Annotated in this window: 15 protein-coding genes; 4 read left to right on the forward strand and 11 right to left on the reverse strand. The window is 54.4% G+C overall.

Annotated features, from left to right (window positions below; genetic code table 11):
* The first annotated feature begins 74 nt into the window (after window positions 1–74).
* Both PV433_RS15855 and PV433_RS15860 read left to right on the forward strand, forming a co-directional pair.
* A complete protein-coding gene (locus PV433_RS15855; RefSeq protein WP_332073045.1) occupies window positions 75–293 on the forward strand; it encodes a hypothetical protein in 219 nt (72 codons plus the stop codon).
* A 19-nt stretch (window positions 294–312) separates the two neighbouring features.
* A complete protein-coding gene (locus tag PV433_RS15860) occupies window positions 313–642 on the forward strand; it encodes a hypothetical protein (RefSeq protein ID WP_332073046.1) in 330 nt (109 codons plus the stop codon).
* Window positions 643–923: 281 nt separating this feature from the next.
* Here the strand turns inward: PV433_RS15860 and PV433_RS15865 are convergent, their stop codons facing one another.
* From PV433_RS15865 to PV433_RS15910, 10 genes are all read right to left on the reverse strand, one after another.
* Complete coding sequence (locus tag PV433_RS15865) at window positions 924–2,192, reverse strand: adenosylhomocysteinase (RefSeq protein ID WP_332073047.1); 1,269 nt, start codon at window positions 2,190–2,192, stop codon at window positions 924–926.
* 49 nt (window positions 2,193–2,241) lie between these two features.
* The gene (bshC, locus tag PV433_RS15870; RefSeq protein ID WP_332073048.1) at window positions 2,242–3,876 is read right to left on the reverse strand and encodes a bacillithiol biosynthesis cysteine-adding enzyme BshC; all 1,635 of its coding nucleotides are present in this window, start codon (window positions 3,874–3,876) and stop codon (window positions 2,242–2,244) included.
* A 235-nt stretch (window positions 3,877–4,111) separates the two neighbouring features.
* Window positions 4,112–5,068, reverse strand: coding sequence for an ABC transporter ATP-binding protein (locus tag PV433_RS15875; protein ID WP_332073049.1), 957 nt, complete (start codon window positions 5,066–5,068; stop codon window positions 4,112–4,114).
* Complete coding sequence (locus tag PV433_RS15880; RefSeq protein ID WP_332073050.1) at window positions 5,065–6,057, reverse strand: ABC transporter ATP-binding protein; 993 nt, start codon at window positions 6,055–6,057, stop codon at window positions 5,065–5,067. The genes PV433_RS15875 and PV433_RS15880 overlap by 4 nt, the downstream gene beginning before the upstream one ends.
* A 43-nt stretch (window positions 6,058–6,100) precedes the next feature.
* On the reverse strand, window positions 6,101–7,021 hold the full coding sequence (locus PV433_RS15885) for an ABC transporter permease (protein ID WP_442951533.1): 921 nt from the start codon (window positions 7,019–7,021) through the stop codon (window positions 6,101–6,103).
* A gap of 23 nt (window positions 7,022–7,044) precedes the next feature.
* Window positions 7,045–7,980, reverse strand: coding sequence for an ABC transporter permease (locus PV433_RS15890; RefSeq protein ID WP_190926128.1), 936 nt, complete (start codon window positions 7,978–7,980; stop codon window positions 7,045–7,047).
* A gap of 204 nt (window positions 7,981–8,184) precedes the next feature.
* The gene (locus PV433_RS15895) at window positions 8,185–9,846 is read right to left on the reverse strand and encodes a peptide ABC transporter substrate-binding protein (protein WP_332073052.1); all 1,662 of its coding nucleotides are present in this window, start codon (window positions 9,844–9,846) and stop codon (window positions 8,185–8,187) included.
* Between the two features lie 332 nt (window positions 9,847–10,178).
* Window positions 10,179–10,574 (reverse strand): DUF3397 domain-containing protein, encoded by a 396-nt coding sequence (locus PV433_RS15900; protein WP_332073053.1) that lies wholly within the window; start codon window positions 10,572–10,574, stop codon window positions 10,179–10,181.
* 102 nt (window positions 10,575–10,676) lie between these two features.
* Complete coding sequence (locus tag PV433_RS15905) at window positions 10,677–11,621, reverse strand: ketopantoate reductase family protein (protein ID WP_332073054.1); 945 nt, start codon at window positions 11,619–11,621, stop codon at window positions 10,677–10,679.
* Between the two features lie 232 nt (window positions 11,622–11,853).
* The gene (locus tag PV433_RS15910) at window positions 11,854–12,504 is read right to left on the reverse strand and encodes an RsfA family transcriptional regulator (protein WP_332073055.1); all 651 of its coding nucleotides are present in this window, start codon (window positions 12,502–12,504) and stop codon (window positions 11,854–11,856) included.
* Window positions 12,505–12,776: 272 nt separating this feature from the next.
* Between PV433_RS15910 and PV433_RS15915 the strand changes: the two genes are divergently transcribed.
* Window positions 12,777–13,007 carry a DUF2626 domain-containing protein gene (locus PV433_RS15915; RefSeq protein WP_190926498.1) on the forward strand — a complete coding sequence of 77 codons (231 nt, stop codon included), beginning with the start codon at window positions 12,777–12,779 and terminating at the stop codon, window positions 13,005–13,007.
* A gap of 69 nt (window positions 13,008–13,076) precedes the next feature.
* Here PV433_RS15915 and PV433_RS15920 read toward each other — a convergent pair whose 3' ends face one another.
* On the reverse strand, window positions 13,077–14,198 hold the full coding sequence (locus PV433_RS15920; RefSeq protein ID WP_332073056.1) for a class I SAM-dependent methyltransferase: 1,122 nt from the start codon (window positions 14,196–14,198) through the stop codon (window positions 13,077–13,079).
* 119 nt (window positions 14,199–14,317) lie between these two features.
* Between PV433_RS15920 and PV433_RS15925 the strand changes: the two genes are divergently transcribed.
* The gene (locus PV433_RS15925; protein ID WP_332073057.1) at window positions 14,318–15,046 is read left to right on the forward strand and encodes a hypothetical protein; all 729 of its coding nucleotides are present in this window, start codon (window positions 14,318–14,320) and stop codon (window positions 15,044–15,046) included.
* The last annotated feature ends 209 nt before the right edge of the window (window positions 15,047–15,255 follow it).

Genomic DNA, 15,255 nt, shown 5'->3' on the forward strand with positions numbered 1-15,255 from the left:
TCCCGGCGAATAAAGCCCCCTCTGTTATGGGATAACAATAATGGGAACGATATCGACTTAAAGGAGTTTTGCGCGTGATCACGTACCTCGCCTGGCTTATTGTGCTTGTATCGGCTGTCGGCTTCGTACTTACCGTTATCGCGGGCCGGAAGCAGCGAGAAGGCAGGTTCGACCAAAATACGAATGCGACAACCGCCAAGCATCCGTTTCTGGCGAATCCGATCGTAATCGCTTATGTAGTGTTTCCTGTCCTGGCGGTGGTCGCCGCCCTCATGCTTTGGTTTTATGTATAATGAAGGGGAGTGTTACCCGGTGGATAAGAAAAAATACTATGTCTCGGTTCAGGCCGGATCTGTGCTAGAGAATCAGGGCGACGCCGCCTACGAGTTCGAGATCTTCGCAACGGAACCGGAAGTGGACGATTTGATCGAACGGTTCGGAATGCTGAGCGATCAGGACAACGCTTCGGCCTTTCGCGCCCATCTGCCGGGCGTGCCGTATCATCAGGATGCCGAACACGACGGCTATGATTATGTGCTGACCGAAGTGTACCAGAAGCTGTATGAGCTCGGTACGGAGGAGACGAAGCATACGATCGCCGGCATGCGGGCGATCGGGGAGCAGGATCGTCCAGTCCCTTGACGGCCCGCTCCTCCCGGCGGTGATCCGCTGTGAGATGCGAATCGAAATAAGAAACCGTCCGGTAACTTCAAGTCTCCCGGACGGCACAAGCAGGACAAAGAGCCGAACGGCCACGATAACAAACGATAAGCAGCTTTTACGACATCGCTGACCGACGACATAAAGCAAGGAACCCCTGTTCCGCTTTACCACGGTGAATAACTTAAACTTCCTGATCTTGTGACAAAAAGCCCCTCCTGGGATCAGGAAGGGCTTTTTCAGGCTCAGATCTCAGCCGATGATTAATGCTCCACCCAGCTGTCGAGGTACGATTTTTGCTCTTCGGTCAGGCTGTCGATGCCGAAGCCGAGCGATTCCAGCTTGAAGCGGGCAACCTGCTCGTCCAGCTCGTAAGGTACGTTCACGACTTTGCTGCCGATTTCGTTGTACATGTCGTTTACGTATTTGAGCGACATCGCTTGCAGCGCGAACGTCATGTCCATAATCTCGGCCGGATGTCCATCGCCAGCCGCGAGGTTGACCAGACGGCCTTCCGCCAAAATGTAGATTTTGCGGCCGTCTTTCAGCGCATACTCTTCGATATTGCGGCGAACCGTACGTTTGGAAGACGACAAAGCTTCCAGCTCCGGCTTGTTCACCTCTACGTCGAAGTGGCCTGCGTTGGACAGGATCGCGCCGTCCTTCATCACTTCGTAATGCTCGCCGCGGATGACGTCGCGGTTGCCCGTAACCGTTACGAAGAAGTCGCCAACCTTGGCCGCTTCAACCATCGGCATAACGGCGAAGCCGTCCATGTACGCTTCCACCGCTTTGATCGCGTCGATTTCGGTAACGATAACGTTGGCTCCGAGACCTTTGGCGCGCATCGCTACGCCTTTGCCGCACCAGCCGTATCCGACGACTACGACCGTTTTGCCCGCTACCACCAGGTTTGTCGTCCGGTTGATGCCGTCCCAAACCGATTGGCCCGTACCGTAACGGTTGTCGAACAAATATTTACAGAAGGCGTCGTTAACCGCCACCATCGGGAATTTCAATTGGCCTTCTTTCTCCATCGCTTTCAGTCGGAGAATCCCGGTCGTCGTTTCTTCCGCGCCGCCGCGAACTTGCGCGAGCAGATCTTGACGCTCCGAGTGCAGAATCGTTACGAGATCGCCGCCGTCGTCGATGATCAGGTCCGGTTTCGTTTCCAGGGTATGAATGAGCAGCTGCTTGTACTCTTCCGGGGAAGGATTGTACTTAGCGAATACCGTAATGCCGTCTTCGACGAGAGCCGCGCACACGTCGTCCTGGGTGGACAGCGGATTGCTTCCCGTGATCGTTACTTCAGCGCCGCCGGCTTGCACCACTTTGGCGAGATAAGCGGTTTTCGCTTCCAGGTGGAGCGAGATTGCCACTTTCAAGCCTTTGAACGGCTGTTCTTGCTCAAAACGTTCGCGGATCCGGTTCAATACCGGCATATGAGCTTGTACCCAGTCAATTTTCAGGTGACCGTCCTTAGCCAGGGACAGATCGGTAATAATCGAGTTTTGTTGCGCCTTTGTGCTCATTCTAATAATGGCCTCCTTGAATGTAGGTTGATTCTTTGGCTCTATCCGCTTAAAAGTATACAATCCGGTGATCGCCGTCGCTGGATAGCGGTTGTTCTGCCAACTGCTGCAGCCAGCCGCCGCCGTATTTCACCCAGTACTGAAACACATTATACACTCTCTCCTGCGGCTTGCCCAGCGGCAGTACCGATTGGCGAATCCGTTCCCAGTGACGCAAGGACGTCTCGTGCTGGGAGCGGAACGCGTCCGCCGCCTTCGCTTCGAGAAATTCGATCTGCTCGACGATCTTGCTCCGATTCGTCTCCGCAAGCTTCTTCAGCCCCGGATTCAGTCCGGCCACCGTATCCACAACCGGGCCGTACAGATCGCCGAACTTCGCCTTCGCATCCGCGAACAGCTTCTCCACCTCAAGCGAGCCCTGGGCCGCCAGCCAGCCGTTCATCTTGTCGTCCAGACGTCGTACGACATCGTCGAATTCGAGTCCGAACTTGCCCATCTGCTTCTGGATCGTCCCTTCGAGCAGCGTAAACTCCAGTCTCGGGACGAGCGCCGGCATCCTTAAGCCGAACAGCCGGAACGCTTCGCGGAGCAAGCCCCAGTACGCGATCTCGGAAGGGCCGAGCACCGTAGACAAGACGGGAAACAAATAGTCCTGCATCAGCGGTCTCGTCACGACGTTGTTGCTGAGCCTGTGAGGCTCCATCTCGGCCAGCCGCTCCAGCTCCTGCGGGGTGAACGAAAGCGTCCCCTTCCGGTCCACGAACAATCCGTCCCGGCGGTACAGCAAGATCCGCTCTCCCGATTCGTCGTAAACGAACAAGTGCGCCTGATCGGGGTGAAGCTCGACTTGAGCTTTGTACCCTGCCGATTCAAGACGGTGCTTCGCTTGCATCACGGCCTCGCTCAGTTCGGCTTGCCTTGCGGCGATCGAACGGAACAATCCGGATTCCAACCGTCTGAGCGAAGGGTCGTCGGAATCGACGAAGACAAGACCGTGCTCCCCGAACAGCCAGGCGAGCGTCCGGGCGAATTGGTCGGTCAAGCTGTCCGAATCCGCGAGGATCGCCCGGAGCTTATCCATCAGCACCGGCTTGAACTCGGTATTCATCAGCGTTTGTTCGAGCTGCGCAAGGGCATCGTCCCAGGCTTCCTTCGGCACGTTCCACCTGCTGACCGAAGTTTTGACGCCCGCTTCCGCATTCAGCTTGATCTTATGTACGGCGAGCGTATCGGAGAGCACGTAGGTATGGTTAACCTCGTCTACGTCGTGATCCTCTCCGGCGATCCAGAAGACCGGCACGACTTCCCTTCCGAGTCTCGCGGACGCTCTGCGGGCTTCCGTCAAAATCGTGATCGCTTTATAGAGCACGAGCAGCGGCCCCGTGAACAGCCCCGCCTGCTGGCCGCCAGCCACGACGAGCGTCGCGCGGTCCCGCAGCGATTCGATCCGATCGAGCGCCGCAGCCGCGTTCCCGATCTTCTTATTATAAGCGAGCAGCGTCCGAACGAGCTCCTCCCGATCCGCCTCCGGTCTGTCTTCCCTGTCCAGCCAGGCAACCCGTTCCCGTTCTCCGGATTCCTCCCAAGGGTTAAACTCGTACAGAGAAGCTACAGATGCGAAATCATGTATGTAATCCCGCGTAATCGGTTGTCCGGGCGCCCATCGGTAACGTTCCATTTTCATAGCGGCAACCCCTCATCGTAAGATGTCATGCATTTTTCGCGGCAAAACTACTTCGATTGTACACGTCCGAACCCGATTCGTCAAAAAAAGATACGTCCCCGAAACCGTTTCGGTAACGCCGTTCGCAGACAAACGAAGCAAAAGCGCGCTCACGCCGAAAAGCACCCGGCAGCGCGCCTAAAGGCCGTTACCGGATGCTCGCAATCGATTCGGCTTAATACACGACGGTTAATACTCAAGCATAATGGCAAGCCGTAAAATGGCCCGGACGGGCTTCCACCAGCTCCGGCTCCACGCTTGCGCACTTCTCGGTAGCGAGCGGACAGCGGGTCCGGAACTTGCAGCCGCTCGGCGGATTCACCGGGCTCGGCAAGTCGCCGGTAAGCACGATCCGCTCCCGCGTCGCTTCGATTTCCGGATCGGGAATCGGGATCGCGGACAGCAGCGCCTTCGTATACGGATGAGTCGGATGGGCGTACAGCTCTTCGCTTGGCGCGATCTCTACGACTTTGCCCAGGTACATGACTGCCACCCGGTCGCTAATATGCTTGACCATCGACAAGTCATGCGCGATGAACAGGTAAGTCAGCCCCATCTTGCGCTGAAGCTCCTGCAGCAAATTCACGACCTGCGCCTGAATCGACACGTCCAGAGCGGATATCGGCTCGTCGCATATAATAAACTTCGGATCAACGGCAAGCGCCCGGGCAATCCCGATCCGCTGGCGTTGTCCGCCGGAAAACTCGTGCGGATACCGCGTCGCATGGTCCGGATTCAGCCCGACCAGGTCGAGCAGGTCCTCTACGCGTTTTTTACGCTCCGCCTTGCTGCCGCTCAGCTTGTGAATGTCCAGCGCTTCCCCGATAATATCGGTAATCGTCATCCTCGGGTTAAGCGAGGCGTACGGGTCCTGGAAAATCATCTGCATCTCCCGGCGCAGCGCCTTCATCTTGGAGCCGGACAAGGAGTAGATATCCGTCCCGTTAAACTGTACGGAGCCCTCGGTCGGCTCGTACAATCTTAAGATCGTACGTCCCGCCGTAGACTTGCCGCAGCCCGACTCGCCTACGACGCCCAGCGTCTCGCCCTGCTTAATGTTAAAGCTGATGTCGTTGACCGCCTTCAGCGTCTGGCCTTTACCGATATTGAAATATTTTTTCAAATTGCGGATTTCCACTAAGGGCTGGCTCATTGCGCCACCTCCTTGGCAAGCGGATGCGTCAGCCAGCATCGGACCTGATGGCTGTCGCTGATCGTAGTCGTCCCCGGATCGCGCTCGGCGCAAATGCGCATCGCGTCGTCGCAGCGGGCGCAGAAGCCGCAGCCGGCCGGAGGTTTGATCAGATCGGGAGGCGTGCCGAATATCGGAATGAGCGGCTCGTCTTTCCGCTGATCCAGCCGGGGCACCGAACGAAGCAGTCCTTTCGTATAGGGGTGCTGCGGGTTTTTGAATATTTCCCACTTCGTGCCGGCTTCCACCACTTTACCTGCGTACATGACAATCACTTTATCGCACATATCGGCGACCACACCCAGATCGTGAGTAATCAGGATGATGGACGTCCCCAAGTTTTTCTGCAAATCTTTCATCAGCCGCAAGATTTGCGCCTGGATCGTAACATCAAGGGCAGTAGTCGGTTCGTCGGCGATCAGTAGCGCCGGATTGCAGGCGAGCGCGATCGCGATCATCGCCCGTTGACGCATCCCGCCGGAGAATTCGTGCGGATATTGCTTGATGCGCGATTCCGGATTCGGGATGCCGACGAGCTTCAGCATCTCCACCGCACGGCTGTCCGCCGCCTTCGCACTCATATTCTGGTGCTTGATAAGCCCTTCGGCGATTTGCCTGCCGATCGTCATCGTCGGGTTGAGCGAGGTCATCGGGTCCTGGAAGATCATGCCGATATCTTTGCCGCGAATGCGCTGCATCTCTTTCTCCGACTTTTTCAGCAGATCCTGGCCCAGGAAACGGACCTCGCCGCCTTTGATGATGCTGGGGGGCGACGGGATGAGCCGCATGATCGTTTGAGCGGTAACGCTTTTGCCGCAGCCGGACTCGCCTACGATCGCCACCGCTTCCCCTTTGCCGACCTGAAAGCTGACGCCGCGCACCGCTTGAACTTCTCCGCCGCGAACGCGGAACGACACTCGCAAATCTTGTACGTCCAAGATCGGTTCCATCAGGCATTCCTCCCTTCCATTGGTTCAAAAATCGATAAGCCGGTTATTTTTTCATCTTCGGATCGAATGCGTCGCGCAAGCCGTCTCCGAATACGTTAAAGGCAAACATCGTCAAGCTGATCAGCACGGCCGGGAAGAACAATCTCCAAGGCATATACATCCAGGACGAAAGCGCGTCGGAAATCATCGTCCCCCAGGAAGCCGCCGGGGAGTTAACGCCAAGGCCGAGGAAGCTCAGAAACGCTTCGGCGAAAATCGCCTGAGGCACGGTCAGCGTCAGCGTCACGATAATCGGACCGGAAGCGTTCGGGATCAGATGACGGAACAAAATCCGCGAGAAGCCGGCTCCGAGCGAACGCGAGGCGAGCGCATACTCGTGGTTTTTCAGCAGCATGACCTGCCCCCTGACGATCCAGGCCATCTTGATCCATCCGGTAATGACCAGTGCGAGTATAATGGTGTACATGCTCGGTTCAAACACGACGACGAACATAATGACAATAAGCAGGTAAGGAATCGAATCCATCACTTCCGAGAAACGGTTCATCGCTTCGTCGATACGGCCGCCGAAGTAGCCCATAATTCCACCGTAAATAACACCGATCAGCAAGTCGATCACAGCGGCGAACAACCCGACGCGCAGCGAGATCGAAGCGCCCATCCACGTCCGCGCGAACATGTCGCGTCCGAGATCGTCCGTACCGAACCAATGCTCGGCCGACGGAGGCTGATTCGTATTGTTCAGATCGTTCGTATAATAGTCGTAAGGCGTCATCATCTGGCCGAAAGCGGCCATAAACGCAAGAACGATCAAGATGACGAGCCCCGTCATCGCGAGCTTGTTCGCCCGCAGTCTCAGCCATGCGTCTCTCCAGGAGGACAAGCTTTCACGGACGATCTTTTCCCCTTGCCTGCTCTCGTGATCCAGTTTCTCGAATTGATCCGGCGTCACCGTCTCCGGCATGCCTGGGACCGAATGTTCCTTCATCATGCCTTCTCCTTTCCACCGGTCAATTTAATGCGCGGGTCTACGAGACCGTAGGCCACGTCCGTAAAGAAGCGGGCGCTCATCAGCAGCGTTCCGTAAAACAAAGTCAGGCCCATGATAAGCGTATAGTCGCGGTTTTCCACGCTTTCGACGAAATATTTGCCTAAGCCGGGAATCCCGAAAATTTTCTCGATGACGACCGATCCGGTAATAACGCTCGTTGCAAGCGGTCCCAAATAGGTGACAACAGGCAGAATGGCGTTGCGCAAAGCGTGCCGGACGGTAATAACCGATCCTGAAAGACCTTTGGCCTTAGCTGTTTTGATGAAATCGGACTGCAGCACCTCCAGCATGCTGGAACGCGTCAACCTGGCGATAAAGGCGATCGGCATAAACGATAAAGCGAGCGTGGGCAGCACATAATCCAGCGGCTCGTTTAATCCGGCGACATTAAACAGCGGGAGCTTCACCCCAAATAAGTATTGAAGCAGCGTAGCCATAACGAAGCTCGGTACGGCCACCCCGAGAACCGCAACGATCATGGCGACGTTATCGAGCAGCTTGCGGTGTCTAAGCGCCGCGACGGTCCCCAGAAGGACGCCGATCGTAACCGAGGTTACGACAGCCAGCAGGCCAAGGCGAAGCGAATATCCGAACGCGCCTTCGATAATTTGGTTGACCGAACGGCCCTGCCATTTCATCGACATGCCCAGATCGAACGAAGCGACATTTTTAATGTATGCGGCATATTGGACATATAAGGGCTTGTCCAAGCCGTAATGGGCCATCAAGTTCGCCTTGATTTCAGGCGGTACTGCTTTCTCCGACGTAAAGGGATCACCCGGTATCGCCTTCATCAAAAAAAACGTGACCGAAGCCAGTACGAACAAGGAGATGACTACAAAAACCAGCTTTCGCAGCAAGTAGCGAACCAAATCGCGCACCTCCCGAACAAAATACGAAGCATGTCAGCCAGCTTCGGTGAATAGCGAAATAGTTAACATAACTCTTTGATTATTGTAAACAATAACGTCTCATTCTGTCCAACTGCAGCATTTTCCATGCCTGCACAAAAAAATCGGGATATATAAGACGCCCTATATACCCCGAATGGAACTTCAACCCGTATGGTGACCCGATTATTTCTTCTCGATAGAGCCGTAGATGAAGTTGACGTCGCCTTTGTAATCGACGAACACGTTTTTCACGTAATCTTTTTGAGCCCAAATTCCGGTGTAGTAATAAATCGGCATAATCGGCATGTCGTTGATCATTATTTTCTCGGCTTGCGCCATCGCCTTCATACGTTTCGCTTGATCGGACGTGCCGTAAGCATCTTTGATCAGCTTGTCGTAATCCGCGTTCGAATATTTCGAATTGTTGTTGCCGCCGCCGGTCATCATCAGATCGATGTAGGTCATCGGATCGTTGTAGTCCGCTCCCCAGCCTGCACGCGCAATTTGGAAGTTGCCGTTTTGACGGTTTTTGATATAGACGCCGAACTCCTGCACTTCCAGCTTGACGTCGATGCCAAGGTTTTGACGCCACATATCGACGACTGCTTCCGCAATCTTTTTGTGCGCTTCGCTTTTGTTATAGATCAGCGTAACTGCCGGAAGCTTCGAATAGCCTTTTTCTTTCATCCCTTGCTCAAGCAGCTTCTTCGCTTCGGCAATATCTTCCTTGAAGTAATCGTCCTTCACTTCTTCGCGGAACGTCTTACTTTCGCCGCGAATGCCTTGCGGTACAAGACCGTAGGCCGGCTGCTGGTCGCCCTGCGTAATTTTCTCTACAATCGCCTTGCGGTCGATCGACATGGCGAACGCTTTCCGGATGTTTGCATTGTCGAACGGCTCCGCTTTCGTGTTGAACTCGTAATAATACGTCGATGCGATCCCTTTAATTTGCAGGTTGATCTTCGGGTCCTTCTTCAGCATCGGAAGCTGATCAACCGGGAATTCGTTGGTTGGACGGCCGGCCCAGTCGATCTGGTTCGTGTTGTACATGTTCAGCATCGTGCCCGGGTCGTTCATAATTTTCATGTTTACTTCGGTCAGCTTAACGTCTTTGGCCGAATGATACTGGTCGTTTTTGACAAGTGTCAACGAATCGTTATGCTTCCATTCCTTCAGCAGGAACGGTCCGTTCGTGACCATCGTTGCCGCCTCGGCCGCGAATTTCGGATTCGCTTTCACCGCTTTTTCGTTAAGCGGAATGTAAGTGTAGAAGGCAACCAGGCTGAGGAAATACGGCGTCGGCGATTTCAGTTCGACTTCAAGCGTAAAGTCGTCCTTCGCCTTCACTCCGATTTGGGAGGCGTCCGTAATTTTCTTTGTGTTGTATTCTTCCGCATTTTTGATGTAGTACAGCTGGTACGCATATGGAGCCGGAGGCGTCATCCCCGGATCAAGCACGCGCTTCCAGGCGAACTCGAAATCGCTCGCCTTAACCGGGTCCCCGTTGGACCATTTGGCGTCTTTGCGAAGGTGGAACGTGTATTTCAATCCGTCTTCCGAGACATCCCATTTCTCCGCCGCGGCCGGTTTTACTTCGCCTTTTTCGTCCATACGGGTCAAGGCGTCGTAGATCGGACGAAGCACCGTCGAGGAGTTGTTGTCCTGGGCCAGCCCCGGATCGAGTGAAGGCGGCTCGGAAGCGATCAGCATCCGAAACTTCTGCTCGGCAGCCGCACCGTCTGCGCCCGTTTCGGACTTTTTCGTGCAGCCGACCAGCGCTGTTCCCGCAAGCAGAACGATACTCGTGAAAACGATTACAGATTTGTTGAACCCCTTAATCTTCACAAATGTTCCTCCCTGTTCATGAAACTTTTTTTCTCCACCTTTTGTCATACACGAAATAATATACTTCCCTCGGAGTCAAAAAACCACGCATTATATTGAACGAAAACGTGCAATATATTGATCTTGACACCGCTTCTTTCTTTACTGCACAAATGGCGAAAATCGTTGAAGCGTTAAACAGAGCAAGCTTTTCAGCGTTAAAGCGGGACATCTTTACTCTTTTTTAAGTTCCCCCGCAACGGCTAAAATATGTAAGGAAGCGCAAAAAAGCCGCTTCTGCAATCACGCGGATTGCAAGAAGCGGCTAACTGCGGCTGACGCTGCGGCACGGGTTAAACGGATACGATCGATTTGATAAGACCGACGACCAAAAACAACAAATAAACGACACTAAGGCAAAGGAAGCCGAGCCTCCATAACAGCCGGACGATTTTCACATGGTCCAGCTTGCCTTTCATCCGATACTGGAAATTGCCGACAAGCCCGTAGCCGATTAAAAAGAAAAGTAAAATTAGAAAAAAGCCGAAGCCGGAATGAAAAATTTGCAAAAACATCGCGTGAACCGAACCGATGAGCAGCAAAGTTGTAACGTCCATCGCCAGCTTCGTCGCTTTTTTGGTGTCCCTGCGCCAAAGATATACTCCGATCCACAGGATGAAAAACCATAAAAACGGCACTGCGGCGGTAAATGCGTAAATATGTATGAGTACGTTCAATAATCCGTCCAACCTGCACCACCCGGAATCATGATCTTTTTCCGAAACGTACGTGTAACGTGTTATCGGCGCTATAGAAGCATCGTTGTTCAAGCTGTCGGCAGCAAGCCGGCATTATGTATTTGCCGGTTCCGCAGCTTTTATGAGACGGTATACGGTTTCATGATGAGGCATCGGCACCCCGTGCCGCGCGCCTGCTTCCAGCATGGCTCCGTTAATCCAATCGATCTCGGTGATTCGCCCCTCGGAGACGTCCTGCAGCATGGAGGAATGGTTGCCGGCCGTCTTGGCGCATACGTCAAGCAGCTGCTCCCATACGTCGTCGCGCGTGCGGATGCCTGAAGCGTTGGCGGCTGCCAGCCCCTCATCCAGTAGATCGCGCATAAGTCGGCGCCTCTCCCCGGACGCCGGAAGCTCTCCGTTGCGAAGACGAAGCAGCGCAGTCAGCGGGTTGATGACCGCGTTAATAAGCAGCTTATTCCATACAATCTCTATCATTTGGTTCGACAGGAACGTACGAAATCCTGCCTCATTCATCGTTTTTTCAAGCAAATTTTGCTCTTTTCCCCCAATATCCGTACCTGCATGTCCGATCGTCGTCCATCCTTGTCCGGTGTGCGCGACCCGGTTAGGAGACAGCTTCTTCGCGCCTTCCGTCGTCACCGCCAAATAAATGCGCGCCAGCGGAAACCGCTCTTCCAGTTTCTCGACATGACCGATTCCGTTCTGAAAACATACCAGCTTCCCTTGCTCCCCCAGCAAATGATGCAAAGTGTCCAGCAGCGGCTCCGTAATATGCTTCTGCTTCACCGTCAGGAACACCCAATCGTAAGGTTTCTCTGCGCCGTCCAGCAGCGGTGCGGTCTTATTTTCATAGGAATGTGCGCGAATAGCGACACCCCTCTCCCCTCCGCCGTCCAGCAATTGAATACCCGTTTCGTTCAGCAGCTCCGCCTGTTCTCCGGTACGGGTGATTAGCGTCGTATCCGTCCCCGCGGCAGCCAGTCCGGAAGCTACCAGCATTCCTATCGATCCCGCGCCTACGCATGCAATTCTCATATCCGTCCCCCGGCCTTTTTCCGCTACTATACCATATTTTCGGAAGGAAACAAGGATAAACGCCTACCGGCGTCTTTGACGCTGGCGTTTACCGGGGTTGGAGCCACTTCCACGATATACTGTCTCCTAAATCGAAAAAGCCCGCGGCGGGTTAAACCGCTGCAGGCTTATAGCTCGATCTTCCTTATATGGTCCGCATGCGCTTCGTTTCCCGGCATCGCGGCTGCAAACGTCAATCGATCCGTTCCAGGTTTCCGTTCGCATCCATCTTAAACCGCGTCTTCTGCTCCTCTTCCTCTTCTACGAGAAAAGCGAGCTTGCGGGCACGGTCCATAATTTGAATGAGCGCCTTGTAATCGTCATTCACGACGCGATAATCGGTCTGCACATTGCTGATTTCTTTCCCTAGCTGTTCCTTGTCGCGGCGCAGATCGTCCAGCTCTTCGTCTTTTTCCTTCAGTTCTTTTTCCAGATTGCGGATCTGTCTGCTCATCTCCTGATACGTTCCTTTCCACTGGCGCAGGAAACGAATGACCGCATCGATCGAGATGGACTCCTCCGTCACCGGCTCGTGTCTGGACGAACCGATATCCGCCGTATCCAGCGTAGCTACGGATGTTACGGCCGAGCCTATTCCGGCTTGCTTCCGGAACTGGTTCCGCTTCTGCCGTTGAGCCTTTGCGATCGAGATCGCCGCATCGTATTTTTTGCGTACGCAGCTGTTCCACCGAAACCCGCAGGCAGCCGCCGTTCTACCTATCTTTTCCCCTACTTCTTCAAAGGCCGCAAGCTGCGTACTGCCTTCGCGGATATGGCGAAGCGTCACCTCGGCCAATATTAGATCGTCTTCCTCGCTCCATGCGTCTTGTCTGACTACAGTCATCAACGAAAACCTCCCAACACAAACTAATATCGCCACTAACTTATTTCTATGCCCAAACTAGAGTTCATAGAATCTATTTGATACTATTTGGTATTACCATTTTTTGTGGCGCTCATACATGTTTTTTCGGACAACCGGTTATGCTAGGACCAACGCGATAAAAAGTTTGCTAATTCGTCACGTTCTCCGGTTTACAAGTCGAAAAGGTTGCAGGTATAATGGACAATAGGATTTTGCGTTTATCGATCGTTCAACAGAGAGGGGGAGTAATGGTGGCTCGCATGTTCAGAGTGCTCGGCTTTTGGACGCTCGCGATCGGTCTGATGGCACTGGCCGGCGACATGAAGGAGATGGCGCTGCTGTTCTTTTTCCAAACCGCCGCTTTTGTCGTTTTGGGGTATATGAATTTGTCCGAACGTACGTACATTATGATTTTCTGGGGATACATGGTTCTCTCCTTCTTAGGGTTCACGTACTGGTCGTTTTTCGAGATGGAGCTTTAATCCCCCGCTTCGCGATTAAGCCAACAAAAAAAGGTGAGCTTCCGGCGTCTTACGTACATAACCGGGGGATCACCTTTTTTTCGTTTGCACCAAAACTTTAAATAACTCGCTCATCGAATCGCTGACGAGCAGCTGGCGAACCGCACGATTCCGTCTCGCCTCAGGCCCGAACGGGTCTTGACCGTTATGAGCTACAAGCAGCTCCAGCACCCCTTCGTCGATCAGAAACTGCTTTTGCGTCCTTAGCGACCATTCGCCCGCCCCTGCTTCAATACCCGCCCGGATACAAGCCGTAAAGTCTACATGAGAAGTCATATCCTGCTCGCCCGGATACGCATACGGATCATCGAACGCCTGATGTTTCCTGTAGCATAGAAACGTTCCCTGCATGCGGTGAGCGCTGTACAGCTCCGCGGCGACATCGCCGTAATCGATCGTAACCAGCATGCCTTCCCGCAGTTCCGATACGATGCGTTTCACCCAATCGGCCGCCTCCGGATTCACGTCGACGATCTGACGCTCGCGGACCGGCACCGATTCCCGCTCGATATAGGAAGCCGCGCGGCTGCCGGCAGCCAGCGGAAACAGCCGCGTCTCGAACTTGCCGGACTCTTCGCTCCAGCCGACGAACCATTCGTACAGGCTCCCGTCCTTGCGCTCGATCCGGTGTACCGGGAACGCGTCGAGCAGCTCGTTCGACAACACGATCGCCGGACCGTTCTCCAGCATCTCGTACGATTGTCCTGGCGTTACGTGTTGCACCGCCACGTGATGACTCAATTGCTCGGTCTGCAGCCGCCTATGGAAAGGGCTGCTCTCTACCATCGCATACGTCAGCCGGTCATACAAAGATGTACTGCGCTGTGCGACCGTATCGAGGATATGTCCGGCCAGCCGGCCGGTACCGCCTCCCCATTCGACGATCGTCAGTGGCGTATCCGCATCGTACCGCTGCGCTTGCTTGATGATAAACATGCCCAGCACTTCGCCCATAATCGTTCCGATCGAGGAGCTGGTGTAGAAATCTCCATCCTTGCCCACTTTGACCGTATCGCTGCTGTAATAGCCGAGAGGATCGTGGTACAAGCACAGCTCCATATAATCGCGAAACGATAGGGCCGAACGGGGACTTTCGCCGATTCTCGAACGGATGATCGGGATCAACGGATACGGTCCGGTTAAGTCCGTCACAGTATGCTTTCCTCCTTCCTGCTTCTGTAAATGGCACTTGTTGCGTACAGACAATCGCCCGATATCCAAGTATAATGAGAGCGATAAACTAGGGAAAACCCGCAAAGGAGGAGACATCGATGAACAAAAAGCTGCCGTTCCTCCCGGTCGTATTGGCGGCTGCCGCCCTGCTGTTCTCCGGCTGCTCGGACGGAGTCAAGGAAAAAGAAGCGGTGCAGCAAGCGATCCGCAAGCAAAGCGAGATTCAGCAATTCCGATTCAGCGGCAGCGGGTCGTTCGGCTGGGACACCCCGGGAGCCGCTTCCAGCAGCGCTTCCAATCCGCTTACCGCAGCGCTGGCCGGTGCCGTCAACGGCGCGCAATTGGAATGGTCCGGCATCGCCAGCTACAGCCCGGTGCGCCTGGAGACGAATGTACAGATGACAACCCGGTCGGGGAATTCATTTCAAATTCCGTTTCTTATCAAGGATAACAAAATGTACGCCCAGATTCCACTTTTGAACAAGAAGGACGAGTATTACTCGTTTGATCTGACAAAGCCCGCAGGCAATTCCTCTCCCGGCGCGTTGCAGCCTGATGCTCTGGTCCGCACCCGGGACGCGATGACCCGTATGCTGGATTCGCTTCTGTCCGGAGTCGAGCCGAAGTGGTTTAAGGAAGATAAGCTCGATGACCCGGGGGCGGGCAAGCAGTATTCGATCGGGATCACGGAAGCCAATGCTGCCGAATTGTCGAAACAGATGGGGGCTGGCCTAGCCGGATGGACCGGACAGCTGCAAGCGATCACGGGAGGCAGTTGGGGCAATCCGCAACAGCTTGCCGGATTGCAGCTTCAAGCGCCGGGCTAGATCCGGCTTCGGGTCAATCCGGAATCGTTTCTCGAACGTATATCCCTTGATCTGAACGGCTTGCCGGCGGCCTCGGCGCCTGCCCCGGGAACGTACCGGTTCAAGCTCGATTACAGCTTGTCGGACATAAACAAGCCTATTCCTTTTGAACAAGACGTCCCGGCAGCCGTAAAGCCGTTTGAAGATCTATTGAAGCTGCTTCCCAGGAA

The organism is Paenibacillus sp. GYB004, assembly GCF_036577605.1.
In the GTDB taxonomy this organism is placed as follows: Bacteria; Bacillota; Bacilli; order Paenibacillales; family NBRC-103111; genus Paenibacillus_AB; species Paenibacillus_AB oceani.